The organism is Rahnella sp. EDr1-12 (assembly GCF_049206505.1).
Taxonomy (GTDB): domain Bacteria; phylum Pseudomonadota; class Gammaproteobacteria; order Enterobacterales; family Enterobacteriaceae; genus Rahnella; species Rahnella rivi.
In genome coordinates this window covers 94,620-119,441 of the sequence record NZ_JBLZNY010000009.1, presented here as the reverse complement: position 1 = coordinate 119,441, position 24,822 = coordinate 94,620, and the positions used below count along the sequence as shown (strand labels likewise).

Below are 24,822 nucleotides of genomic sequence, written 5' to 3'. Positions count from 1 at the left end.
GAAGAGTCAAGAGATTATTCATTCGAACTTTCATCTTTTTCTCTTCCTGTCCGAGCGACTTCTCAGTCGTTGTTCCCGGTCAGTGGAGGCGCATTATAGGGAGTTCTCAGAAGGCCGCAACCCCTAAAATACAAATAATTTTCCGACCGCTGATTCTTTCACCAAATGACGTTTAAAGCGGCAATTCCTGGATACTTCTGAAGCCATATGACTGTAAAACAGGCAGTAAACTTCGGGCCTCTATTGTCATCGCCATGCAGTAAGCAACACTCTCAATTTCTACATCGGCTTTTTTCTGCGGAATCGGCACATGTGACGTCTCAATGAGCCAGTGCGCGCGGCGTGCAATGGCAGAACCGGAGTCGATCATGCGCGTGCCGTCGGGTAAGACCTGTGCAAGTTCTTCGCTAAGCAACGGGAAATGCGTGCAGCCTAACACCACCGTGTCAGGCGGCTCGCGCAAACGCAGCCACGGATGGAGGATTTTCTTCAACGCCGTCAGAGCAACCTCTTGGCCATGCAGCTTCGCTTCGGCCAGTTCAACCAACTCCGCCGAACCCAGCATCAGAATCTGACAGTCTGTCGCAAACCGTGCGACCAGATCATGCGTATAAGGGCGTTGTACCGTCGCCCGCGTCGCCAGCAATCCGACAACGCCATTACGCGTCAACTTAGCTGCAGGTTTGATAGCGGGCACAACGCCGACGACCGGGCAGCTGAATTTGGCACGCAATGCAGGCAGGGAGACGGTACTCGCGGTGTTACAGGCAATGACGATAATAGAGAGGGGATGACGTTTCGCGACCGCGGTGACAATCTCGACCACGCGTTCGACGATGAACTCTTCGGATTTCTCGCCGTAAGGAAAGGCGACGTTATCAAAAGCGTAGATATAGTGCAGGTCCGGCAACATCTGCCGGACCTCGTGATATACCGACAACCCGCCGACGCCGGAATCGAAAACCAGCACCGTCGGGCGATCAGGAACTTGAGTTGTATCAGAAGGTATAGCTTCCAGTGAGATAGTATTCACGTCCTGGTGTTTCGTAGCCATAAACCGTCTCGTAATCTTTATCTAAGAGGTTGGCAATTCTACCACGAACGGTCAGATGTGACGTCACAGGATATGACACCGCCAGATCCCACAAACTCACGCCACCGAGTCTCACATTCTCGTTGGTATTAAAGTTAGTGTCGTAGCGTTCACCCAGATACTGATAGTTGATAGACCAGTCAAAATCAGCCACCGTCCAGTCCAGCTGATATTTCGCCTGCTGTTTGGCACGACGCAGCAAGATTTCATTCGTCTCAGCATTTCTTGGGTCAAGATATTCAAGCGTCACACTGTGGTGCAGAGGGCCGGTGTCGAAATTACCGGTCCATTCGACCCCTTTGATCGTTGCTTTATCAACGTTGTAATAGCCTTGCTGCTGATTGTAGTAACTGATCATCTGATCAATGTCATTACGGTACGCAGACAAACGCCAGCTAAGCGGGCCGGTTAAACCTTCCAGCGCCCCTTCCCACTCTTTACTTTCTTCGGGTTTCAGGTCCGGGTTACCGCCAAAGCTTCCGTAGAGTTGCCCAAAATTCGGTGCTTTGAAAGCGGTACCATAGGATGCGATGAAACGGTATCCGTCGATGAACTCCCAGGCAGCACTGCTTTGCCAGGTGCCATGCGAGCCAAACTCTGAGTTATCATCATTACGCACTGCCCCTTCGAGAGTGAAGTCGCTCACCTTCTGTTGGGCTGTGACATACACACCGGTATTTCGCTGGGTATAACCATCAGTAATGTAGTTGGTGCCTGGCTGGGTGCTGAGTTTTTGCCAGTCAGCCCCTGCGCTGACGGTGCCCTGCCCAACCTGGAATGTGTTTCCCCACTGCAGGTTGTACTGATCAGAATCATCAAGCGTGGCCGAAGCGGAATACGGGCCGTATTTCGGATCGTAGTTATAATCTTTGGTATTGCTGTAACTGCCGCTGAGCTCAGTCGCGTAGATACCCTGCTGGAAACGTAACCCGGTGTCGTAGGTGCGGCTGTATAACTGACGCGTATCCGGCAATGCATCAAAATGGGCCGGATCGGCATAGCTGTAGGTGCCGTCATAAGCGGTTCTGTTATCAAAACCGTAAGCGCGGGCAAAACCACTGAACTGCTCATTGAACTGGTGCTCAAGCCCGGCCCAAATCGTTTTGCTCATGAAACCATCGCGGTCTGGCTGACGCGGGTTGCCATAGTTATCCGGCAAGTTGGCGACCACGTCGGTGCCCCTGGTGTAGGTATAGTTACCCGCCAGTGTCAGAACCGTACTCTCACCCAGTTTCTGCTGAGTTGAGCCGTCATAGGTCTGATAGCCGTTAGATCCCATACCGGCTGTCAATGTCGTCCCTAATTTATCACGCGTGGTAATAATATTGATGACACCGCCGATGGCATCCGAACCGTACACGGCAGAACGCGGCCCGCGTATGAATTCAATACGCTGAACCAGCGAGAGGGGAATTTGGCTAATATCAGCCGCGCCAGAAATACCGGCCTGATTAAGACGCACACCGTCGATTAATACCAGGGTGTGGCTGGAGTTGGTACCACGAACGAATAAAGAGGTCTGCTGCCCCATACCGCCGTTTTGCGCGATATCGACACCTGGTAAACGCCGTAATACATCGGCGACGGAAGTTGACTGCCATCTGTCGATATCTTCACGCGTCACCACGTCAGCCGATGCCAGCACCGAAGAGACGGGTTGTGGAAAACGGTTAGCCGTGACGACCAGGTTATCGCTGCTGCTGTTTGTGGAAGTGCTGTCTTGCGCCCACCCTGAAAAAGCCGTGACGGATAATGCCGTCAACAGCACGTGCTTTTTAATTGTCATGAATCGAGCATCCAAACTTAATTGGCGGATGCCGCAGAGGATCACCGGCGTTATTTCGCGACGACGATGATTAATGCGACGTAACATCGGCAGGTCTTCGGACTTAGGATTTGCAGGCTCATTAATTACGTCTAATGAATTGAACATACCCGCACCGGGCGATGACTTCCCATTTCCTCTTCTCTTCTTTATATAAAGAGGGAAAGAGAAAGAAGAAACAGTGTCTGCATCATCAAGAATGCGATCGCCGTGAATTCCCCATACCGCTGCGCGCCAGTTCCGGATTCACACCGGATTCCCTTTTAACTCAGTCATGAGGCCGAACGGCAATCCTACGATCAACCTATTTGGAAATCCAGACATCCGTATCCCCGGAGGACTCAAAACGACACAAGGCTGGACTTTGCAGTGGCATTCCCTAAAATCCCCCGCAAAGTACGCCCATTTACCCCAGTTAGACGAGATAAACGATGACGCCTGAAAACCTGCCCATTGAACAATACGACGACCAGCTGGCGGAAAAGACCGCACGTCTCACGGCGATGATGTCGCCTTTTCATGCGCCGCAGGTTGACGTGTTCCATTCACCGGTCAGCCATTATCGGATGCGCGCAGAATTTCGCGTCTGGCACGATGAGGGCGACCTGTACCACATTATGTTTGATCAGCAGACCAAAGCCCGCGTGCGCGTGGACCAGTTCCCGGCAGCCAGTGAGCTGATTAACCGCCTGATGCCGGTGCTGATCTCGGCTGTTAAGCAAGATCCGGCATTGCGCCGTAAGATCTTCCAGATCGACTATCTCTCAACCCGCAGCGGCAAAATCATTGCCTCGCTGCTTTACCACCGTAAGCTTGATGACGAATGGCAGCAGGCGGCGACCGCCCTGCGCGACCAGCTACGCGCAGATGGGTTTGATATCCAGCTGATTGGCCGAGCCGCGAAAACCAAAATCATGCTCGATCAGGATTATATTGATGAGGTTCTGCCGGTAGCGGGCCGCGATATGATTTACCGTCAGGTGGAAAACAGCTTCACGCAGCCAAACGCTGAGATGAATATTCAGATGCTGGAATGGGCGCTGAAGGCCACAGAAAACTCGACCGGCGATTTGCTGGAGTTGTATTGCGGTAACGGCAACTTTTCGCTGGCTCTGGCCCGTAACTTCCGCCGCGTGCTGGCGACTGAAATCGCCAAGCCTTCCGTCGCCGCCGCGCAATTCAACATTGCAGCAAACCATATTGATAACGTGCAGATCATCCGCATGGCGGCCGAAGATTTCACACAGGCGCTGAACGGCGTGCGCGAATTCCGCCGTTTGCAGGATGTCGATTTAAGCGGATACGAATGCAACACCATTTTTGTCGATCCACCACGCAGCGGGCTGGATGATGAAACCGTGAAGATGGTGGCGGGCTACGACCGTATTCTTTACATCTCCTGCAATCCGGAAACGCTGTGCGCGAATCTGGAAACGCTGAGCAAAACGCACCGCGTGACGCGTCTCGCACTGTTTGATCAGTTCCCGTACACCCACCATATGGAATCTGGCGTACTGCTGGAAAAAATCTGATCACGGGAAACTGAAATGCAAAACGGGCACCTCGGCGTGCCCGTTTTTATTTCTGTCGTTCTAAGACCGTCAGTATTACAAATAGACGCGCAGATATTCTGACAGGCAAAGGATCGCCATCGCCTGCCCGTAAGGCATTGAGGTCAGAGCTATTTCACGGTAGAAATCGAGATCATTGCCCATCGCCGTGCCGAATGAGGTTTGCGTCAGTTCCCCGGCCGGATTGATGTGTTTGATCACTCCCTGAATGGCTTTCTCCGCCACCGGCGCATAAGACGCATCGATATAACGTTTACGCACCGCCTTCAAAATACCGTACGCAAAACCGGCAGTGGCCGAACTCTCCAGATAGGACTGCGGATCGTCGAGCAGCGTATGCCATAAGCCGCTGTCGTCCTGACATTTCGCCAGCGCGCTGACCTGGCTTTCCAGTACCTGTAACAAATAGCGGCGTGTTGCATTGTTCTCCGGCAAATCCACCAGTTCGAGGAATTCCGGAATGGCAATCGTCAGCCAGCTGTTGCCGCGCGCCCAGCGGGCCTGCGCAAAGTTATGATGACCGTCGAAGGTCCAGCCGTGGAACCACAGGCCGGTTTCACGATCCATCAGATATTGCACATGAACCAAAAACTGGTACGTCGCCTCTTCAACATACTCGGGACGGTCAAGCAATTTGCCGATTTTTGCCAGCGGCAGCACGCTCATCATCAGCGTGTCATCCCACATCTGCTGATGGTTTTCGTTGTTATAAACGATGTGCTGCATTGCGCCTTTGTCAGTGCGCGGCATTTCATGCATCACCCATTCCGCCCAGCGTTCCAGATAAGGGCGCCAGGCTTCATTGCCGGTTTCCTCATAGCGATACGCCAGCGTCAGGAACGGACTCATGGTATTGACGTTTTTGGTCGGCGTGCCTTCTGCCAGGCGGGCAGTAAACCAGTCGTCGATTACCGCGCGCATTTTTTCGTCGCCGGTCTGCTGATAATACTGATAAATCCCGTAAAGCCCGATGCCGTGCGTCCATTCCCAGCCTGCCCAGCCTTTGGTGTCAATCACGCGGCCATCGTCGAGGCGCAACAGGAATTCCCCGGTTTTATCTTCGATATTCACCAGATTGTTGGTCACGTTGTGGATCAGCGCTTTCAGTTCATTACGTGAAATGAAATGTTCAGGCTGTCGCAGCAAGGCACTGTGTTTAACTTCAAAAACTTTCATGGCGTTCTCCTGTGAATTCAAAATTTTACAAACGTCCCTGAACCGGCATTTCAGCGGTATTTTCCCGGGTCAGCTTTTCAGGTGGCGGGTTATTGCGATGCAGATAACCGATATTGTTATTGCCCCACAGAGATTCGTATTTCATCCCTGTCAGCATTTCGACGGTGGCGCGGTCTTGCGGTGTGATTTGCTCCGGCACGATGCGGTTGGCTTCACGCATCTTGTGCGTTTCGCGGGTCAGTACGCCGTGCGTTTTCTGATTCAGGCGGAAGAACAATGAAATGATAAAGCCCATGCTGAGCATCAGCAGTGAACCGATCACCAGCACACCCAGAATGGTGTGGCCGACCGCAGGTACCTGCTGGCTCTGTCCGGAAACAAACCCGGCGAGTTGCAGAATTATCCCTACCAGCATAACGGCACCGGCCTGAGAGGCTTTGCGGGTCAGCGTCATGACGCCAGCGAAAATCCCTTCGCGGCGCTGGCCGGTGATGGTTTCATCCACGTCAGCGATATAGGTGTAGATATTCCACGGCACATAGTTGATACCGCCACGCCCCAGACCGGCCAGCGCGGAAATCAGCAACAACAGTGACATCGAATCATTCATACCGGCGTAGTACAGACCGCCGTAAGAAATCGCGGCCAGCCCGAACAGCGTCACAGCCAGACGATAAGACGGCGCAGGTCCGAAGCGGATACACAACGGGATCATCCCGATAACCGCCACAAATTGCAGAATCGCCATCATGCCCATCAGGTTTGAGGCCACGGAGGCGCTTTGCATCAGAACGAACACCACGTAATAAGTGAACACGGCATTAAACACGTCCTGCGCGATGTACCCCCCCAGATAAAGCCCGAGATGCTGGCGGAAAATCTTGATGCGCAGCGTCGAAGACAATTCGACTTTCAGGCGTTTCAGGCTTTGTCCCAGCGTCAGTTGCTGACGTTCGCGCTCGATTTTTTTCGTTGCTTCGGATTTAAGCTCTTCCGGGCGTTCCCAGGTAAAGAAATACACCAGCGTCAGCACCAGTGAACAAATCACCGCGAAGACCAGACTCGAATAGAAGAAAGAAATGGCGTTATCTTTGCCGAAATGCTGCAACAAAATACCCGGCAGGAAGGCGGCGAGGATGGCCGACAACTGTGCCAGCGCGATACGCGCCCCTGAGAATTTGGTTTTCTGTTTGAAATCATCGGTCATTTCCGGCACCAGTGTTTCATACGGCACCAGAATCATGGTGTAGACGATATCGAACAGCAGATAAGTCAGCAGATAATAGACGTATCCCATTTCGCCCACCCACATAAAGCTGTAGCTGAAGACGCAGGGAATACCGAGCAGAATAAAGAACTTACGACGCCCAAAACGCTTGCCGAGCCAGGTGTTGCCGAAGTTATCCGTGAGATAACCCATCAGCGGACTGAGCACCGCATCGGCCACGCGCGCGGTGGCGAAAATGAAAGTCGCCTGGATGGGCGAAAGCCCGCAAAACGTGGTGTAGAAATACAGCAGCCAGGCTGCGGTCAGTGCAGTGGTACCCGCACCGAGAAAATCGCCGGAACCATAAGCGATGTAGGTAAAGAATCCGATCTTACGTGTTTTCATTGCCGTCTTGCCCCTGTTAAATCACTTTTAGGCCTAGGCTGAATGCGAACGAAACGACTTCGTCCGGCCATGATTCAAATTAGCGAGGAGACAGTGTGAAAACCTTTTGGTTTTTGCCACCCGGATGCACTTTATGGCAAAGAAATGAAGAAGTGGGCGATCTACATCTAAATATTGAACATGGGTTTGATATTAATGAAATGACAGTTCATTAAATGAGCCTGGAATTGTCAGGCGGGAAAGGGAATGACGCGAGGTGAAAGATAAAAAGGCAATCCGTGGATTGCCTTAAAAGACGGTGAAACTGTGGCGGTGTTTACGTCGATGACTTGCGCTTTTTCAGCTTCAGCCCAATCCAGAATACCAGTACAACGCAGATAAGCGACGGCAGAAAGTTTGAACCCAATTCAGGGTATTCCGCACGAACGATTGTGCTGTACAGCAGCAGGCCAAGCAGGAAACAGGCCGCGGACAGCACCGGCAACCCTTTCGGCATTTCACCTTTGTGATAGCGAACGTGCAAACAGTACACCGCTAACACCAGAGCAATAATCGGGAAAATCGAAAACGCGACGACGGCGCTAAACAATGCATCAAACGTGCCGCTGATCGACAGCCCGGCAATCAATGCTAAAACCAGAGTGCCATTATCCTGGTTAGCTTGTTCGGTCATCTTCTTTACCTCGGGTCTTATTAATCGACGTGACCGCCGTGCGTTCCTGCTGACGGCGATACCAGTAATATGCGCCTTTGGAAATCATTCGCAGTTGCAGCACCAGACGTTCTTCAAGCTGGCGGCGCTGTGCGAGGTCGACATCCAGCGCTTCCGCACCGGCGTTAAACACGATGATGACCATGGCTTCAGCCTGCGCTTCGGTAAAACTGCGCGGCATATGGTTTTCGAGTTGCAGATAGTCGGCAAGTTCCGCAATGAAATGCTGAATTTCACGGGCGACGGCGGCACGAAACGCCGACGACGTCCCGGAACGTTCACGCAGTAACAGACGGAAGGCGTTCGGGTTGTTGCCGATAAACTCCATAAACGTGGAGACAGAGGTGCGGATCACGCTGCCGCCCTTGGCGATACGCTGACGCGCCTGACGCATCAGCTGTCGTAGCATCAGACCGCTCTCATCGACCATCGTGAGCCCCAGCTCATCCACATCCCGGAAGTGCCGGTAAAAGGACGTCGGTGCAATGCCTGCTTCACGCGACACCTCGCGTAAACTCAGACTGGCAAAGCTACGCTCGGCGCTGAGCTGGCTAAAAGCCGCCTCAATCAGCGTGCGACGCGTACGCTCTTTTTGTTGTGCTCTGACTCCCATAACCTTCATCCGGATAGTGTTCTTCTTTTTAGTTGTTCGCCCGATTTCGTTTCACTATACCAAAATTTTTATCGGTCCGAGTCATAGAAACCACAGCATAAAGTGGGTCTGAATGTTGCAACATTCCCATTAAATGACAACCGCATGTGGGGTGAATAGGTGTAATATGTTACTTTCTCGTTGTGATTTTGTATAAAAATAGGTTTCGAACAATGCAACAGCACTCACATTTTGATGCCATCATCATTGGCTCAGGCCCTGGCGGAGAAGGCGCCGCGATGGGACTGGTTAAACAAGGCGCCAGAGTTGCTGTCATCGAACGCTATAACAACGTCGGTGGCGGTTGTACACACTGGGGCACCATCCCTTCCAAAGCACTGCGTCACGCCGTCAGCAGAATCATCGAATTTAACCAAAATCCGCTCTACAGCGATAATTCCCGCACAATGAGCTCCAGTTTCCCGGATATCTTGCGCCATGCGGATTCTGTCATTAACCAGCAAACCCGTATGCGACAGGGTTTCTATGAAAGAAACCAGTGCCAGCTGTTTTCCGGCGACGCCAGTTTTGTCGATGCCAATACCATCAGCATCCGCTACGCCGACGGCACGCATGAACAGATTACCGCTGACAACATCGTCATCGCCTGTGGCTCGCGCCCTTACCGCCCGGCCAACGTCGATTTTGGTCATCCTCGCATTTATGACAGCGATTTAATCCTCGAACTCAGCCACGAGCCCCGCCACGTCATTATCTACGGTGCGGGTGTTATCGGCTGCGAATATGCGTCGATCTTCCGCGGTCTGAACGTCAAAGTGGATCTGATCAACACCCGTGACCGCCTGCTGTCATTCCTTGATCAGGAAATGTCAGACGCGCTTTCATATCACTTCTGGAATAACGGCGTCGTTATCCGCCACAACGAAGAGTTCGAGAAGATTGAAGGCGTGGAAGATGGTGTGATCATGCACCTGAAATCCGGCAAGAAAGTGAAAGCCGACGCCCTGCTTTACGCTAACGGACGCACCGGCAACACCGACAAGCTCGGTCTGGAAAACATCGGTCTGGAAGCTGACAGTCGTGGTCTGCTGAAAGTGAACAGCATGTATCAGACCGCACTGTCGCATATTTATGCCGTCGGTGATGTGATTGGTTACCCAAGTCTGGCTTCCGCGGCTTACGATCAGGGGCGCATTGCCGCACAGGCGATGATCCAGGGCGAAGCCAAAGTACATCTGATCGAAAACATTCCGACCGGCATTTACACCATTCCGGAGATCAGTTCGGTGGGTAAAACCGAGCAGGAACTGACGTCAATGAAAGTGCCGTACGAAGTAGGCCGTGCACAGTTCAAACATCTGGCCCGTGCACAAATCGCCGGGATGAACGTGGGCAGCCTGAAATTACTGTTCCACCGTGAAACCAAGGAAATCCTTGGTATTCACTGTTTCGGTGAGCGTGCGGCTGAAATCATCCACATCGGACAGGCCATCATGGAACAGAAAGGCGAAGGTAATACTATCGAGTATTTCGTCAATACTACCTTCAACTATCCGACCATGGCAGAAGCCTATCGCGTGGCAGCACTTAACGGATTAAACCGCCTTTTTTAACGCGGCGGCGCTATCCCAGTAAGCCTGCATATGTTCTTTAATGGCTTCGGCCAGCTGTTCGTAACGCCCGCGCAGTGGCGAACCGGGACGATAAACCAGCGCAATCGTTCGGCGCGGTTCCGGTTTGTCACACGTCAGATAAGTCACCCCATCACGGCTGCGCTCACGCGGTACGGCCAGTGAAGGCAGCAGCGTAATCCCGCTTCCTGCCGCCACCATGTTTCGCAGAGTTTCCAGACTGGTGGCGCGGAAGTGGGTATCTTCATCGGCACCCGCCTGGAAGCAGAATCCGAGTGCCTGATCACGCAGACAGTGGCCGTCTTCCAGCATCAGCAATTTTTCACCCGCCAGATCGGCCATCGCCACGCGATCGCGGGATGCCCACGGATGATCGTCGTAGATCGCCAGCTTCATCGGCTCGTCAAACAGTGGCACTTCGATAAACGCTTCGCTCTCTTTTACCAGCGCCAGAATGGCACAGTCGAGCTTCCCGCTGTCGAGTTGCGCCAGCAACTGATGGGTTTGCGCTTCGTGCAGGTACATCTCCAGCTTTGGAAAGGTTTTGTGCAGGGTAGGGATAATTTGCGGCAGCAGATACGGCCCGACAGTCGGGATAAGACCGATGTGCATCGGCCCTGACATCGCTTCCCCCTGCTGACTCGCCATCTCTTTGAGCACTTTCACTTCACGCAAGACCGTGCGGGCCTGATCGACAAGTAATAAACCGGCCTGAGTGAACAGCACTTTACGGCTGGTTCTTTCCAGCAACATGACGCCGAGCTCATCTTCAAGCTTACGGATTTGCCCGCTCAGCGTTGGCTGGCTGACGTGGCAGGAATCTGCGGCGCGGCGGAAGTGGCGGAACTCAGCCAGTGCTACCAGATACTCTAAATCACGAATGTTCATTTTTCCCCCAATCCCTCATAGGCAATGCGATAGCCGTTAACGATAGATAAGATAGCAACCAACGATTATATCTATCAACCACAATCGTTAATAATGCCCCCCATCGAAACGGCACCGCCGTAAAAATTATCCATTTCATAGATTAATTAAGAGGTTATTCATGTTTGCAAGCCAGGAAGGGAAGCAGGTTCCACACGTTACTTTTCATACCCGTCAGGGCGACAAATGGGTAGATCTCACCACTGACGAGCTGTTTAAAAATAAAACAGTGATTCTCTTTTCACTGCCGGGTGCCTTTACCCCGACCTGTTCTTCCAGCCATCTGCCGCGTTACAACGAACTGGCTCCGGTGTTCAAAAGCCACGGCGTAGACAGCATTCTGTGCGTTTCCGTGAATGACACCTTTGTGATGAACGCGTGGAAAGCGGAACAAAGCGCCGCCAACATTACCTTCATTCCGGACGGTAACGGTGAATTCACCAAAGGAATGAACATGCTGGTCGAGAAAGCCGATTTAGGTTTCGGTCCGCGTTCATGGCGTTATTCCATGCTGGTTCGTAACGGCGTGGTCGAGAAAATGTTCGTTGAGCCAAACAAACCGGGCGACCCGTTTGAAGTGTCTGATGCTGACACCATGCTGAAATACCTGGCACCAGAATATAAAGTGCAGGAATCCGTCTCCGTGTTCACTAAACCGGGCTGTCCGTTCTGTGCCAAAGCAAAACAGATGTTGCAGGAACGCGGTATTCAGTACGAAGAAATTGTATTAGGTAAAGACGCCACTACCGTCAGCCTGCGCGCCGTGACCGGCCGTGCGACAGTGCCGCAAGTCTTTATCGGTGGACGCCACATCGGGGGAAGTGACGACCTGGAGGTTTACCTCCATTCAGAAACTGAAGAAGTGTGTGCCGTGGCACAATAATTTTCGACAGCCATTGATTGTAAGAAGTAAGACAAGAAATCCCTGCATTACCAACAATAAGCAAGTATGACTACGTGAACTTTCGGCGGACCCTGGGTCCGCCTTTTTTTATTGCATCTTCCCTTCAGAAGGGAAGATGCTCAGGTTTACAAGCCCAAACGCGCTTTCGCATCAGCAATCGCCAGCGCGACCTGCTGCGGAGAAACACCGCCTTTGGCGGCACGTTTGTCGAGGCAGGATTGCAGTTCGAGAATGGCGTAAACGTCATCGCCGATCGTGCTGCTGAATTTCTGCAAATCTGCCAGCGGCAATTCTTCCAGCGCTTTGCCCTGATGAATCGCTTCGACGACCGCTTCACCCACAATATGGTGCGCCTCACGGAACGGAACGCCTTTGGCGACCAGATAATCCGCCAGTTCGGTGGAGTTGGCATAGCCTTGCTGCGCAGCTTCTTTGGCACGCGGGCGTTTCACCTGAATACCGTCCAGCACCAGCGATGCCATGTTCAGGCAATCCATCCAGGTGTCGAGCGCGTCGAACAGCCCTTCTTTATCTTCCTGCATGTCTTTGTTGTACGCCAGCGGCAGACCTTTCATGGTCATCATCATGCCGGTCAGCGCGCCTTGCACGCGGCCACATTTGCCACGGATCAGTTCCAGCGCGTCCGGGTTTTTCTTCTGCGGCATCAGGGAGGAACCCGACGTCACGCGGTCGGACAAATCGATAAACGCCGCTTCACCGGTGTTGAAGAAGATCAGGTCTTCGGCGAAACGGGAAAGATGCACCATGCTGATGGCCGCGTTAGAAAGCAGTTCCAGCACGTGGTCGCGGTCAGACACGCTGTCGAGGCTGTTACGGGTTGCTGATGCAAAACCTAACCAGCCAGCCAGTTGTTCGCGATCCATCGGATAGGCGGTACCCGCCAGTGCGCCACAACCCAGCGGGCTGACGTCCAGACGGGTCAGGGTATCTTTCAGGCGGCTTTCATCACGCGCCAGCATTTCCACGTACGCCATGCACCAGTGCGCAAAGGTCACCGGCTGGGCGCGTTGCAGGTGGGTATAACCCGGCATCACGGCGTCCTGATTGGCTTCTGCCGTGGCGACCAGCGCCTGCTGTAAATGATGCAGCGCCTCGCCCAGTTCAACCACCTGCGCTTTGCACCACAGTTTGATGTCGGTCGCGACCTGATCGTTACGGCTGCGGCCGGTATGCAGTTTTTTGCCAAGATTACCGACTTTGTCGATCAGTTTCCCTTCGACCCAGCTGTGAATGTCTTCGGCATCACTGGCTAAAATAGCGCGGGGATTGGCACGGACTTCTTCCAGCAGCACAGTCAGCGCGTCTTCCAGCTGGATCTGCTCGTCAGCCGTTAAAACGTTGACGGTCACCAGTGCTTTGGACCAGGCCACTGAGCCCACGATATCCTGCTCTGCCAGCCGGTAGTCAAAACGCAGTGAGTCATTCAGTTCTTTAAACCGTTGATCTGCTGCCTGTGTAAAACGTCCGCCCCAAAGTGCCATTTTCCTGCTCCTGAAATGTTATGCAAAAGGGCGCAGCATGCTGCGCCCTGTTATCAATCCGACAAACCCTGCGCTTATTGTTTTTTCTTTTCGTTCAAAGCACGAATGCGTGAAGACAGAGAGAACAGACGGATGAAGCCGCCCGCGTGGCTGTGATCGTACACTTCGTCTTCGCCGAAGGTGGCGAACTCTTCCGAATACATGCTGTTTGGCGATTGTTTCTGAATCGCTGTCGCAGTGCCTTTGTAGAGTTTGATCACCACTTCACCGTTAACGTCTTGCGCCAGGGAATCCGTGGCTGCCTGAATAGATTCACGCAGCGGCGCGAACCAGCGACCATCGTACACCACGTAGGACATTTCGTGGCCGAGCTGCTCACGCCATTTGAAGCTGTCGCGATCCAGCACCAGTTGCTCAACGCCACGCAGCGCAGCCATCATGATGGTGCCTCCTGGCGTTTCGTAGCAACCGCGGGATTTAATGCCCACCAGACGGTTTTCCACGATATCGATACGGCCAATGCCGTGTTTCACGCCCAGTACGTTCAGCGCTTCAAGGCACTGGAACGGGCTCAGTTCGACGCCGTTAACGGCAACAACTTCACCTTTAGCCACTTTCACGGTCACCGTTTCAGCCTGATCCGGTGCGTCTTCCGGCGCAACAGTCCATGCCCAGCAATCTTTGTTTGCTGCATTCCACGGGCTTTCCAGCACGCCGCCTTCGGTGGAAATGTGCCATGCGTTTTCGTCACGGCTGTAGATTTTTTCGAGAGACGCGGTGGTCGGGATATTACGTTCTTTCAGGTAATCCAGCAGCGCTTCACGGGAACGTAAGTCCCACTCACGCCACGGAGCGACCACTTTCAGCTGTGGTGCCAGCGCGGTGTACGTCGTTTCGAAACGCACCTGGTCGTTACCTTTACCGGTCGCGCCGTGGCACAGGGCATCGGCACCCACTTTCAGCGCCAGTTCAACCTGAGCTTTGGCGATCAACGGACGCGCCATTGACGTCCCCAGCAGGTAGCTGCCTTCGTACAGTGCGCCGGATTTCAGCACCGGATACACGTAGTCTTTGATGAACTCTTCACGCAGGTCAACCACGTGGCATTCAGATGCACCGGTACGCAGCGCTTTTTGTTCGATGCCTTCCAGATCGGCACGTTCCTGACCGATATCAGCCACGAACGCGACCACTTCGCAGTCGCCATAGTTTTCTTTCAGCCATGGAATGATCGCTGAGGTGTCCAGACCGCCGGAGTAAGCCAGAACAATTTTCTTAATGCCTTGAGTTGCTGCCATGATGATTTCCTTCAAAAAATTCAATTAATCCAATGGGTTTTAAACGTGTCGATAGTGAACTACGCCAGAATGCGTGTTCCGATCGCGACGCCGTTAAACAGTGCCGGCAATTGCTCGGCGTGACGCCAGCTGGCGATATCAACCGGACGTCCGAGAGAACGTGCGGCGTCCAGCGCAGCGTGAACTTTGACGATCATGCCGTCGGTGATGATGCCCTGATCGATCAGCTGTTCAGCACGTTCCGCGCTCATTTCAGGAATACGCTGACCTTTGCCGTCGAGGATACCGCTGACGTCTGACAGCAGAATCAAATCTGCGCCCAGCGTGGCGGCCAGCGCCGTCGCCGCCTGGTCGGCGTTGACGTTCATCAGCTCACCGGTTGCGGTGATGCCGATGGAGCTGACAATCGGCAGATAGCCTGCGTCGGTCAGCGTCGTGATAAGTGCCGGATTACCCGCTTCGGCTTTACCGACGAAGCCCAGAGATTCATCCAGCTGGGTCACGCTGACCGTACCGCCGTCGGCCAGAGACAGGCCGACCGCGTTAATGTGATTTTTGACCGCCCACGCCAGCAGCGTTTTGTTGGCGCTCCCGGCGAGTGCACCGGTAATAATATCAATCTGGTCGGCTGGCGTGACGCGCAGACCGGCCTTCTTTACCACCGGTAGATTCAGCTTTTTCATCAGCTCATCCACCAGGCAGCCGCCACCGTGGACGATGACCAGCGGGCGCTGATATTCCTGACGATAAGCGACGACCGCCATGAACAGACGCTCAAGCGCTTCTTCATTATCCAGCAACACACCACCCAATTTGATGACTAACGGATTCATAGCTGTTTACGCCCCGACCGGTTGATTATGTTAATTAATAACAATACGTTTAATTTAATCTAACATCCCTGCGCATCTGAATAAACGCTCAGGGACGGTTGTTTTCTGTTTACTGACAATCTAACTGATTGTTAAAGCAGTGATTGCGTCTCAGGGAAACCGAAACGGATATTCATACACTGCACCGCCTGCGCCGACGCGCCTTTCAGCACGTTGTCTTCCGTCGCCACCACAATCAGATGTTCACCTTTCACTGCAAAGCCAATGTCACAGAACGGCAATCCGACCACGTCTTTCAGCGCCGGAACGCCTTTGGTGTAAAGACGCACCAGCGGTTTATTGTGATACGCATTGTGGAAGGCTTCCGCCACGTCCTGCTCCGTCACACCCGCGTTCAGACGGCAGGTGATGGTCGCCAGAATACCGCGCGGGAAGTTACCCAGATGCGGAGTGAAAATGACCGGCACGCCGAGATGCTCTGCAATTTCAGGCTGATGACGGTGGCTGAAAAGTTTGTAAGGTTGCAGGCTGACTTCGCAGAAGCTGTTGCCGAGCGTGGCTTTACGGCCTGCGCCGCTGACGCCGCTGGTCGCGTTAATCACCGGCCACTGGCTGTCATTGAGCAAACCGTTTTCGATAAGTGGTTTCAGCGCCAGCTGTGACGCCGTCGGGTAACAACCCGGCACGGCAATCAGCTGCGCGTCTTTCAGTTTGTCTGCCTGCCATTCGGCCAGGCCGTACACGGCGCTGTCGAGCAAATCGAGGTGCTGATGCTCAAAGCCGTAGAATTCGGTGTAAAACTCAGGTTTGCTGACGCGAAAGGCCCCGGACAGGTCAAACACCACACAACCGGCCGCCAGAAACTGCGGCGCCAGATCGTGGCTGACTTCATGCGCGGTCGCCAGAAACACGACATCGACACCTTTTGCCGCACCGGCAACATCCGTCAGCGGCAAAACAGGCAGATCGACAATACCTTTTAATTGAGGATGCAAATCAGAAAGCAATTTTCCTGCATCTGCACTTTGCGCTGAAACCGTTAAACCGGTTATGTTCATATGTGGGTGGCGATTCAGGTAAGCAGCGAGTTCAGCTCCGGCATAGCCTGTGGCACCAACAATCAGCGTATTCAACATAGGGTCTGTTCACCTTCTCAACTTATCTGTATGGCTTTGCGATACAGGGACTTCAACAGGTAACAGGTGGTCACCGCGTTGTACGCCGCTCACCCGCGAGATTCAGCCGTGTCGTTTTGACTAACGCGGAATTTTTTCCGGTTTCCTTACGCGCTGGCTTATTGTATTTTTATTCACAATTATTGCATGAATATGAATACTACCCTAACTAAAGGCTGTCAACAGTGAAGATGAAATTACCTCCTTTTATTGAGCTCTACCGGGCGTTAATCGCAACCCCTTCCATCAGCGCAACCGATGCGGCTTTGGACCAGAGCAATGAAACGCTAATCAACTTACTGGCAGGCTGGTTCGGCGATTTAGGCTTTAAGGTTGAAGTGCAACCTGTTCCGGGAACCCGAAACAAATTCAATATGTTAGCCAGCACTGGCGAAGGCGCTGGCGGTTTACTGCTGGCCGGTCATACAGACACCGTGCCGTTTGATGATGGCCGCTGGACGCGCGATCCTTTCACCCTGACCGAGCATGAAAATAAGCTCTACGGTTTGGGTACCGCCGATATGAAAGGTTTCTTCGCCTTTATCCTCGATTCACTGCGCGACGTCGATCTCACCAAACTGACTAAACCGCTGTATATCTTAGCGACCGCCGATGAAGAAACGACCATGGCCGGTGCGAGCTATTTTTCCAAAAATGCCAAAATCCGTCCTGACTGCGCCATCATCGGCGAACCGACGTCACTCAAGCCCGTTCGTGCGCACAAAGGGCATTTATCAAACGCCATTCGTATCACCGGCCAGTCCGGTCATTCCAGCGATCCGGCGCGCGGCGTGAACGCGATTGAACTGATGCATGAGTCGATTACCCATTTAATGACCCTGCGCAATACCCTGAAAACGCGTTACAACCACAGTGGTTTCGTGATCCCGTACCCGACCATGAATTTTGGTTACATCAACGGCGGCGATGCGCCAAACCGTATTTGCGCCTGCTGCGAAATGCATATGGATATCCGTCCGTTACCCGGCCTGACGCTGTCCGAAATCAACGGCCTGCTAAATGAGGCGCTGGAGCCGGTGAGTCAGCGCTGGCCCGGTCGTCTGGTTGTTGAGGAACTGCATCCGCCGATCCCGGGATATGAATGCCCGCCAGATCATCCGCTGGTGCAGGTGGTTGAGAAGTTGCTGGGCGTGGAAACCGAAATCGTTAACTACTGCACGGAAGCTCCCTTTATTCAGGAGCTGTGCCCGACGCTGGTGCTGGGTCCGGGTTCAATCGATCAGGCACATCAGCCAGATGAATATATCGATACCGCGTTCATTAAACCGACACGCGAGTTGATCACTCAGGTTGTGCATCACTTCTGTTATCACTGATCCTGAATCAGGGTTGATGAACAAACAATCAGGGCGCTCAGGGGCGCCCTTTGCTACTGTACAAATCAGGTCAGCAAACGTGGATTAGCCAAACTGATATCGTCGCTGATGTAATTAAATTTCAGCGACATTGCCAAAAAGACCATTTTTCACGTGAGTGATCGGGGGTTTTTGGGTTAAAACAAGTGCTGCTTTTAAAAAGTGTGGCCAGGTTGGCAGGGTGAACGGGGCAAGAATGCCTGACGGGTGAAAGTTATTTACAGAATATAAAAATTAAACGAGAGAACGGGTCAGAGGTGATATGAACGAACAATATTCCGCAATGCGAAGTAATGTCAGTACGTTAGGTAAACTGCTGGGCGATACGATCAAAGATACGTTGGGAGAACATATCCTCGATCGCGTTGAGCAAATCCGTAAACTGTCGAAATCCTCCCGCGCCGGAAACGAAGCGGATCGTCAGGAATTACTGTCAACGCTGCAAAATCTTTCTAATGATGAATTGTTACCGGTTGCCCGTGCATTCAGTCAGTTCCTGAATTTAGCCAACGTGGCAGAGCAATATCACAGCATTTCGCCGCACGGCGAAGCCGCCAGTAATCCTGAAGCGCTGGCGCTGTTGTTCGATCGTCTGAAATCCAGGAATCTCTCTGACCAGCAATTACGCGATGCCGTTGACCAGCTTTCTATTGAACTGGTTCTGACCGCGCACCCGACCGAAATCGCCCGCCGTACGCTGATCCACAAACTGGTCGAAGTGAATAACTGCCTCAAACAGCTCGACCACAACGATCTGGCCGATTACGAACGTAAACAAATTATGCGCCGCCTGCGTCAGCTGATTGCGCAGTCATGGCACACCGACGAAATCCGCAAGAACCGCCCTTCTCCGGTTGATGAAGCGAAATGGGGTTTTGCGGTGGTCGAAAACAGCCTGTGGGAAGGCGTTCCGGCGTTCCTGCGCGAGCTGAACGAACAGCTGGAAACCTCACTGGATTATAAAATGCCGGTGGAAGCCGTGCCGGTGCGTTTCACTTCCTGGATGGGGGGTGACCGCGACGGTAATCCGAACGTTACCGCGGATATCACCCGCCACGTTCTGCTGCTGAGCCGCTGGAAAGCCACTGACCTGTTCCTGCGCGACATCGCAGTGCTGGTGTCGGAACTGTCGATGACCGAATGTACGCCAGAGCTGCGCGAGCTGGCTGGCGGCAAAGATATCATTGAGCCGTACCGTGAAATCATGAAGCAGTTGCGCGCGCAGCTGACCTCAACTCAGGTCTATCTGGAAGCACGCCTGAAAGGCGAACGTGTCACGCGTCCGCACGATTTACTGGTGAAAAACGACCAGCTGTGGGCGCCGCTGTACGCCTGCTATCAGTCGCTGCAGGCCTGCAACATGGGCATTATCGCTAACGGTCAGTTGCTGGACACCCTGCGCCGCGTGCGCTGCTTCGGCGTACCGCTAGTGCGTATCGACGTGCGTCAGGAAAGTACACGTCATACCGATGCGATTGCCGAAATTACCCGTTATCTGGGGCTCGGCGATTACGAGAGCTGGTCGGAGTCTGACAAACAGGCTTTCCTGATCCGCGAACTGAATTCGCAGCGCCCGCTGGTCCCGCGTCACTGGGAACCGAGCGCCGATACCAAAGAAGTGCTGGATACCTGTCAGGTCATCGCCGAAGCGCCGGAAGGCTCGATTGCGGCGTATGTCATCTCAATGGCGCGCACGCCGTCTGACGTGCTGGCGGTGCATCTGCTGCTGAAAGAAGCCGGTTGCCCGTTCCCGATGCCTGTCGCGCCGCTGTTCGAAACGCTCGACGACCTGAATAACGCCGACGACGTGATGAAGCAGTTGCTGAGCATCGACTGGTATCGCGGTTTCATTCAGGGCAAACAGATGGTGATGATTGGCTATTCCGACTCCGCAAAAGACGCGGGCGTGATGGCGGCATCATGGGCGCAATACCGCGCGCAGGATGCACTGATCAAAACCTGCGAAAAAGCCGGTATCGCACTGACCCTGTTCCACGGACGCGGCGGTTCTATCGGCCGTGGCGGTGCACCGGCACAGGCAGCGTTGCTGTCTCAGCCTCCGGGCAGCCTGAAAGGCGGCCTGCGCGTGACCGAACAAGGCGAAATGATCCGCTTCAAATTCGGTTTGCCAGAAGTCACCATCAGCAGCCTGGCGCTTTATACCTCTGCGATCCTGGAAGCCAACCTGTTGCCACCGCCTGAGCCAAAACAAGCCTGGGTGGATATCATGGAGCAACTGTCTGACGTCTCCTGCAAGATGTACCGCGGTTACGTGCGTGAGAACAAAGACTTCGTGCCTTACTTCCGCGCCGCCACGCCTGAGCAGGAACTGGCGAAACTGCCACTGGGTTCACGCCCGGCGAAACGTAAAGCCAGCGGCGGCGTTGAAAGCCTGCGTGCCATTCCGTGGATCTTCGCCTGGACACAAAACCGTCTGATGCTGCCAGCCTGGCTGGGCGCAGGTGCCGGTTTACAGGCCGTGGTGGATGGCGGGAAACGTGATGAGCTGGAAACCATGTGCCGCGACTGGCCGTTCTTCTCCACCCGTATCGGGATGCTGGAAATGGTGTTTGCGAAAGCTGACCTGTGGCTGGCCGAATACTACGATCACCGCCTGGTGGAAAAAGAGTTGTGGCCGCTCGGTCAGCAATTGCGTGATCAGTTAGCCAGCGACATCAAAGTGATTCTGGCGATTTCCAACGACGATCATCTGATGGAAGATTTGCCGTGGATTGCCGAATCTATCGCCCTGCGTAACGTCTATACCGATCCGCTGAACGTGCTGCAGGCTGAACTGCTGCACCGTTCCCGCGAGCTGGAAAAAGACGGCAAGCAGGATGCGAACATCGAACAGGCATTGATGGTGACAATTGCCGGCGTGGCCGCAGGTATGCGTAATACCGGTTAGTTGCTGCTAAAAGCAGGAAAGCAAAAACCCGCGAATTCGCGGGTTTTTTTGTATTCAGTTCAGGGTAAAAAGATTAAGCGCGAACCGGTACGGCCACTTCAGGGCGCACACCCAGCGTATGACAAATCGCGTAACTCATTTCTGCACGGTTCAGGGTATAGAAGTGGAAGTCTTTCACCCCTTCGCGGCTGAGGATTTTTACCATGTCCATCGCGATATTCGCGCCGACCATTTTGCGGGTTTCGGCATCGTCATCCAGCCCTTCAAACATGCTGTTCATCCAGTGAGGCACGCGCACGTTAGTCATGGTGGCAAAGCGGGTCAGCTGTTTGAAGTTGGAAACCGGCAGGATCCCCGGCACGATCTCCACATCAATGCCCTGCCCGGCGCAGCGGTCGCGAAAACGCAGGTAACTTTCCACGTCGAAAAAGAACTGGGTAATGGCGCGGTTTGCACCGGCGTCAATTTTACGTTTCAGGTTAATCAGATCAGACTGCGCGTTTTTGGCTTCGGGATGCACTTCCGGATAAGCCGCGACGGAGATATCAAAGTCGCCGACTTCTTTCAGCAAATGCACCAGATCGGTCGCGTACATGTCCGGCTTGCCGCCGCCAGCAGGTAAATCCCCGCGCAGCGCCACAATATGGCGGATACCGCTCTGCCAGTAATCCTGCGCAATCTGGCGCAGTTCATCACGGCTGGCATCAATACAGGTCAGGTGCGGCGCCGCTTCCAGACCGGTGCGTTCTTTAATGCCTTTGATGATGCTGTGCGTGCGGTCGCGCTCACCGGAGTTTGCCCCGTAAGTCACCGAAACAAACTTAGGTTTGAGGCTGCTCAGGCGGTCGATTGAGCTCCACAACGTGTCTTCCATCTCGCTGGTTCGTGGCGGGAAAAATTCGAAAGAGACGTTAATCTGACCCTGCAACTCTGCCAGGTTTTGATTCAGCGCTTCGCGCTGGTTTGCGTGGAAAAAGCTCATAAACACTACCTCATGGATCACTGCGTTTTTATTATGGTTCGTTATGATAGACGTTTGGACGTCTAAACGTATAGATAGAAAATGACGGAAAGCGGACAAGGTGTCAACGTTAAAATGATGGCAGAGGATGATTAATCTTCACGCAAACTGAAAGAATTTCACTTTGGTGAAAAGGTGCTGTGGGGAAGATGAGGAAAAGTGGAGGTTTTTCACTGCTTCCCCTCCAGAGAGGGGAAGCAGCAAAGGATTACAGAAGTTGCGTCAGGCGGTTAAGGTCTGACTGTAACGCACCTGCGGTTACATCACGCCCGGCACCCGGCCCGCGGATGACCAGAGGATTGTCGCGATACCAGCGGCTTTCGATGGCAAAGACGTTATCGCACGGCAGCAGAGACGCCAGCGGATGGTCTTCACGCACGGCTTCAACGCCGACGCGTGCTTTGCCGTTAGCATCGAAACGCGCCACGTAGCGCAGCACCAGCCCCATTTCACGGGCGGCTTCCAGACGCTGCAACATCTGCTGATTCAGCGCCTCGCCATCTTCAAAGAACTGATCGACTGAGCCGGTGGCACAATCTGCCGGGACCAGAGATTCAACGCGAACCTGCGTCGGCTCGATGTCATATCCCGCCTCACGCGCCAGAATCACCAGCTTGCGCATGACGTCCTGCCCGGATAAATCATCGCGCGGATCCGGCTCGGTCAGCCCCTGCTGCCACGCCAAATCCACCAGTTCAGTGAAAGGCAGCGTGCCGTCAAATTGCAGGAACAACCAGGATAACGTGCCGGAGAAAATGCCGCTGATCGCCAGAATACTGTCGCCGCTTTCGCGTAAATCACGCACCGTATGGTTGACCGGTAAACCCGCGCCGACGGTGGCGTTGTACAACCAATGGCTGTCAGTTTTGGAAAACGCATCACGGATCTGACGGTATTTATTGCTGTCAGACGCACCCGCCAGCTTATTGGCGCTGATCACGTGGAAACCGTAGCTGGCGAAATCGAGATACTGATCCGCCAGTTCAGCGCTGGCTGTCACATCCAGCACCACCAGATCGTCATAAGGGTGCGCACGCATCCACAGGAACAGCGACTCTTCATCGTGTGCCTGAGATTCATCATCAAAGAAGGCCAGCGCGCGACTGGCGTCAAGACCTTCGTAATTGAGCAGGCTGCGTTTACTGTCCACCACACCGGCCAGCACAAATTCAAAACCGCTGCGCGCGGAAATGTTCTTTTGCTCACGGGCAAACAGCTCCAGCCAGCGCGAACCGATATTGCCTTTACCAAACAGCATCAGACCGATTTGTTTTTCAGCGCGGAACAGCGTTTTGTGCAGCCCCTGAATCAGGTGCGCCGTCGGACCGACGCGCAGAACAGCCACCAGGCTGATGCCGTCTTCGGCCTGCCAGATAAATTCGACCGGCTGATCTTTCATTTCCTGATAGAAACGATGGCTGTGCAGCGGATTTTTACACACGCCCGCACCGACCAGCGCCACCAGCGCCAGCCCTTCCCGCAGCGTCAGACGCCCCGGAAGTGCCGCCTCTTCCAGCACCTGCAATGCACTGCCCGCCACTTCGGAGGTGTAGCACAGTTGCAGTAAATTACGGTCGGGATGCACACCGGTACACAGTGGCTTGACCTGCGCACGCTTGAGCAACAGCTCGACGTCTTTGTGCGCCAGACCAAAATCATGACCGGAAGGGATCGCTACTTCGATAAGGCAAATATCATCATGGCTGGTGACAATCTTCGCGCCGGTGCCGGACGCCAGCACGCGTTCAATACGCGTCGAGCCCTGCTCAGGCTGGTAGCTGCAACGCAGCTGCAAATCGATATCACTGCCGGAAACGGGCTGCAAAGTGCGGGTGTGTAGCACCGGAGCGGCCAGTCGCGCCAGTTCGCTGGCTTCGTCCAGACGCAGCAACGGCAGCAGACAGGCATCTTTGACCTTACGCGGGTCAGCACTGTACACACCGGCAACGTCACTCCAGATGGTCACGCGGCTGGCATCGGCCAGTGCACCGATCTGTGTGGCGGAATAGTCGCTGCCGTTACGGCCAAGCAGCACGGTTTCGCCCGCGTCATTGCGCGAGATAAAACCGGTGACCACCAGATATTGCTGAGGATGTTGTGCAAGAAGCTGTTGCAGCAACGGATAAGAACGGCCTTCATCCACCTGCGGTTGCGCGGCGCGTTCGGCACGCAGGAATTCGCGCGCGTCCAGCCAGGCTGCCGGTAATTCGAGTTTGCACAAGACTGCAGACATCAGTCGGGCAGACCAGATTTCACCGTGGCCGACCACTTCGGCATAAATCGCATCGGTGATCTTGCCGTCGAGCAGCACGGCCAGACGTTCGAGATCGTGAATAAATGAAGCAATAAGCGGCTCGGCCATTTCCGGCGGCAGCAGGCCGGAAATCAAATCACTCTGATAACGGCGCAACGTCTGCTGGACCTGATGCGCGGAAATCCTGTCGGTCTGGCTAAGCTTCAGCCAGCTGATCAGCTGGTTAGTGGTGCTGCCCGCCGCCGAGACAACCATCATGTCGCCCGGTTTGGCGTATTCGGCCATAATGCCTGCGACGCGCAGATAACATTTCACGTCGGCCAGACTGCTGCCACCAAATTTGTGCAACTGCCGGCTTCCCGCCGGTGCTGCGACCGCTATTGCATTCATA

The 24,822-nt window shown here is 53.9% G+C and carries 18 protein-coding genes and 1 riboswitch; of the genes, 5 read left to right on the top strand and 13 right to left on the bottom strand.

Annotated features, from left to right (window positions below; genetic code table 11):
• Nucleotides 1-172: 172 nt before the first annotated feature.
• Nucleotides 173-1,054 (bottom strand): glutamate racemase, encoded by an 882-nt coding sequence (murI, locus tag ACO0U8_RS22895; protein ID WP_056774671.1) that lies wholly within the window; start codon nt 1,052-1,054, stop codon nt 173-175.
• Nucleotides 999-2,879 (bottom strand): TonB-dependent vitamin B12 receptor BtuB, encoded by a 1,881-nt coding sequence (gene btuB, locus ACO0U8_RS22890; RefSeq protein WP_056774685.1) that lies wholly within the window; start codon nt 2,877-2,879, stop codon nt 999-1,001. The genes murI and btuB overlap by 56 nt, the downstream gene beginning before the upstream one ends.
• A 71-nt stretch (nt 2,880-2,950) precedes the next feature.
• A riboswitch (cobalamin riboswitch) is annotated at nt 2,951-3,218 on the bottom strand.
• Nucleotides 3,219-3,349: 131 nt separating this feature from the next.
• Here btuB and trmA point away from each other — a divergent pair.
• A complete protein-coding gene (gene trmA, locus ACO0U8_RS22885; protein ID WP_421671666.1) occupies nt 3,350-4,450 on the top strand; it encodes a tRNA (uridine(54)-C5)-methyltransferase TrmA in 1,101 nt (366 codons plus the stop codon).
• Nucleotides 4,451-4,525: 75 nt separating this feature from the next.
• On the opposite strand, the gene ACO0U8_RS22880 is transcribed toward trmA, so the two are convergent.
• From ACO0U8_RS22880 to fabR, 4 genes are all read right to left on the bottom strand, one after another.
• A complete protein-coding gene (locus ACO0U8_RS22880; protein ID WP_056774662.1) occupies nt 4,526-5,665 on the bottom strand; it encodes a glycoside hydrolase family 88/105 protein in 1,140 nt (379 codons plus the stop codon).
• Nucleotides 5,666-5,690: 25 nt separating this feature from the next.
• On the bottom strand, nt 5,691-7,277 hold the full coding sequence (locus tag ACO0U8_RS22875) for an MFS transporter (protein WP_056774658.1): 1,587 nt from the start codon (nt 7,275-7,277) through the stop codon (nt 5,691-5,693).
• Nucleotides 7,278-7,593: 316 nt separating this feature from the next.
• Nucleotides 7,594-7,950, bottom strand: coding sequence for a YijD family membrane protein (locus tag ACO0U8_RS22870; protein WP_056774653.1), 357 nt, complete (start codon nt 7,948-7,950; stop codon nt 7,594-7,596).
• Complete coding sequence (gene fabR, locus ACO0U8_RS22865) at nt 7,934-8,602, bottom strand: HTH-type transcriptional repressor FabR (RefSeq protein ID WP_056774650.1); 669 nt, start codon at nt 8,600-8,602, stop codon at nt 7,934-7,936. The genes ACO0U8_RS22870 and fabR overlap by 17 nt, the downstream gene beginning before the upstream one ends.
• Before the next feature lie 212 nt (nt 8,603-8,814).
• Between fabR and sthA the strand changes: the two genes are divergently transcribed.
• Entirely contained in the window at nt 8,815-10,215 is a 1,401-nt protein-coding gene (sthA, locus tag ACO0U8_RS22860) for a Si-specific NAD(P)(+) transhydrogenase (RefSeq protein ID WP_056774645.1), read from the top strand.
• Here sthA and oxyR read toward each other — a convergent pair.
• Complete coding sequence (gene oxyR, locus ACO0U8_RS22855; RefSeq protein WP_056774641.1) at nt 10,198-11,121, bottom strand: DNA-binding transcriptional regulator OxyR; 924 nt, start codon at nt 11,119-11,121, stop codon at nt 10,198-10,200. The genes sthA and oxyR overlap by 18 nt on opposite strands.
• A 160-nt stretch (nt 11,122-11,281) precedes the next feature.
• Here oxyR and ACO0U8_RS22850 point away from each other — a divergent pair, with 160 nt between their 5' ends.
• Nucleotides 11,282-12,043, top strand: coding sequence for a glutathione peroxidase (locus ACO0U8_RS22850; protein ID WP_056774638.1), 762 nt, complete (start codon nt 11,282-11,284; stop codon nt 12,041-12,043).
• Between the two features lie 146 nt (nt 12,044-12,189).
• Here ACO0U8_RS22850 and argH read toward each other — a convergent pair whose 3' ends face one another.
• From argH to argC, 4 genes are all read right to left on the bottom strand, one after another.
• Nucleotides 12,190-13,566 carry an argininosuccinate lyase gene (gene argH, locus ACO0U8_RS22845; protein WP_056774633.1) on the bottom strand — a complete coding sequence of 459 codons (1,377 nt, stop codon included), beginning with the start codon at nt 13,564-13,566 and terminating at the stop codon, nt 12,190-12,192.
• A gap of 74 nt (nt 13,567-13,640) precedes the next feature.
• Nucleotides 13,641-14,864, bottom strand: coding sequence for an argininosuccinate synthase (locus tag ACO0U8_RS22840; protein ID WP_056774630.1), 1,224 nt, complete (start codon nt 14,862-14,864; stop codon nt 13,641-13,643).
• 59 nt (nt 14,865-14,923) lie between these two features.
• Nucleotides 14,924-15,697: an acetylglutamate kinase gene (gene argB, locus ACO0U8_RS22835; RefSeq protein ID WP_056774627.1), complete on the bottom strand. Its 774-nt coding sequence runs from the start codon at nt 15,695-15,697 to the stop codon at nt 14,924-14,926.
• A gap of 131 nt (nt 15,698-15,828) precedes the next feature.
• On the bottom strand, nt 15,829-16,833 hold the full coding sequence (gene argC / locus ACO0U8_RS22830; RefSeq protein WP_421671665.1) for an N-acetyl-gamma-glutamyl-phosphate reductase: 1,005 nt from the start codon (nt 16,831-16,833) through the stop codon (nt 15,829-15,831).
• Nucleotides 16,834-17,057: 224 nt separating this feature from the next.
• Between argC and argE the strand changes: the two genes are divergently transcribed.
• Together argE and ppc are read left to right on the top strand one after the other, a co-directional pair.
• Entirely contained in the window at nt 17,058-18,209 is a 1,152-nt protein-coding gene (argE, locus tag ACO0U8_RS22825; RefSeq protein ID WP_072158086.1) for an acetylornithine deacetylase, read from the top strand.
• A gap of 301 nt (nt 18,210-18,510) precedes the next feature.
• Nucleotides 18,511-21,156, top strand: a complete 2,646-nt coding sequence (ppc, locus tag ACO0U8_RS22820) for a phosphoenolpyruvate carboxylase (RefSeq protein ID WP_122097076.1) — start codon at nt 18,511-18,513, stop codon at nt 21,154-21,156.
• A 73-nt stretch (nt 21,157-21,229) separates the two neighbouring features.
• On the opposite strand, the gene metF is transcribed toward ppc, so the two are convergent.
• The gene (gene metF, locus ACO0U8_RS22815; RefSeq protein ID WP_056774615.1) at nt 21,230-22,138 is read right to left on the bottom strand and encodes a methylenetetrahydrofolate reductase; all 909 of its coding nucleotides are present in this window, start codon (nt 22,136-22,138) and stop codon (nt 21,230-21,232) included.
• Between the two features lie 247 nt (nt 22,139-22,385).
• Nucleotides 22,386-24,821 (bottom strand): bifunctional aspartate kinase/homoserine dehydrogenase II, encoded by a 2,436-nt coding sequence (locus ACO0U8_RS22810; protein WP_056774613.1) that lies wholly within the window; start codon nt 24,819-24,821, stop codon nt 22,386-22,388.
• Nucleotide 24,822 lies beyond the last annotated feature (1 nt).

What these genes read in the sequence shown, in the direction of transcription:
- oxyR (WP_056774641.1), bottom strand. Translation starts at nt 11,121, where the DNA reads ATGAACATTCGTGATTTAGAGTATCTGGTAGCACTGGCTGAGTTCCGC.
- fabR (WP_056774650.1), bottom strand. Translation starts at nt 8,602, where the DNA reads ATGGGAGTCAGAGCACAACAAAAAGAGCGTACGCGTCGCACGCTGATT.
- argH (WP_056774633.1), bottom strand. Translation starts at nt 13,566, where the DNA reads ATGGCACTTTGGGGCGGACGTTTTACACAGGCAGCAGATCAACGGTTT.
- ACO0U8_RS22810 (WP_056774613.1), bottom strand. Translation starts at nt 24,821, where the DNA reads ATGAATGCAATAGCGGTCGCAGCACCGGCGGGAAGCCGGCAGTTGCAC.
- btuB (WP_056774685.1), bottom strand. Translation starts at nt 2,879, where the DNA reads ATGACAATTAAAAAGCACGTGCTGTTGACGGCATTATCCGTCACGGCT.
- trmA (WP_421671666.1), top strand. Translation starts at nt 3,350, where the DNA reads ATGACGCCTGAAAACCTGCCCATTGAACAATACGACGACCAGCTGGCG.
- murI (WP_056774671.1), bottom strand. Translation starts at nt 1,054, where the DNA reads ATGGCTACGAAACACCAGGACGTGAATACTATCTCACTGGAAGCTATA.
- ACO0U8_RS22880 (WP_056774662.1), bottom strand. Translation starts at nt 5,665, where the DNA reads ATGAAAGTTTTTGAAGTTAAACACAGTGCCTTGCTGCGACAGCCTGAA.
- ACO0U8_RS22850 (WP_056774638.1), top strand. Translation starts at nt 11,282, where the DNA reads ATGTTTGCAAGCCAGGAAGGGAAGCAGGTTCCACACGTTACTTTTCAT.
- ACO0U8_RS22840 (WP_056774630.1), bottom strand. Translation starts at nt 14,864, where the DNA reads ATGGCAGCAACTCAAGGCATTAAGAAAATTGTTCTGGCTTACTCCGGC.
- sthA (WP_056774645.1), top strand. Translation starts at nt 8,815, where the DNA reads ATGCAACAGCACTCACATTTTGATGCCATCATCATTGGCTCAGGCCCT.
- argB (WP_056774627.1), bottom strand. Translation starts at nt 15,697, where the DNA reads ATGAATCCGTTAGTCATCAAATTGGGTGGTGTGTTGCTGGATAATGAA.
- ACO0U8_RS22875 (WP_056774658.1), bottom strand. Translation starts at nt 7,277, where the DNA reads ATGAAAACACGTAAGATCGGATTCTTTACCTACATCGCTTATGGTTCC.
- argC (WP_421671665.1), bottom strand. Translation starts at nt 16,833, where the DNA reads ATGTTGAATACGCTGATTGTTGGTGCCACAGGCTATGCCGGAGCTGAA.
- metF (WP_056774615.1), bottom strand. Translation starts at nt 22,138, where the DNA reads ATGAGCTTTTTCCACGCAAACCAGCGCGAAGCGCTGAATCAAAACCTG.
- ppc (WP_122097076.1), top strand. Translation starts at nt 18,511, where the DNA reads ATGAACGAACAATATTCCGCAATGCGAAGTAATGTCAGTACGTTAGGT.
- ACO0U8_RS22870 (WP_056774653.1), bottom strand. Translation starts at nt 7,950, where the DNA reads ATGACCGAACAAGCTAACCAGGATAATGGCACTCTGGTTTTAGCATTG.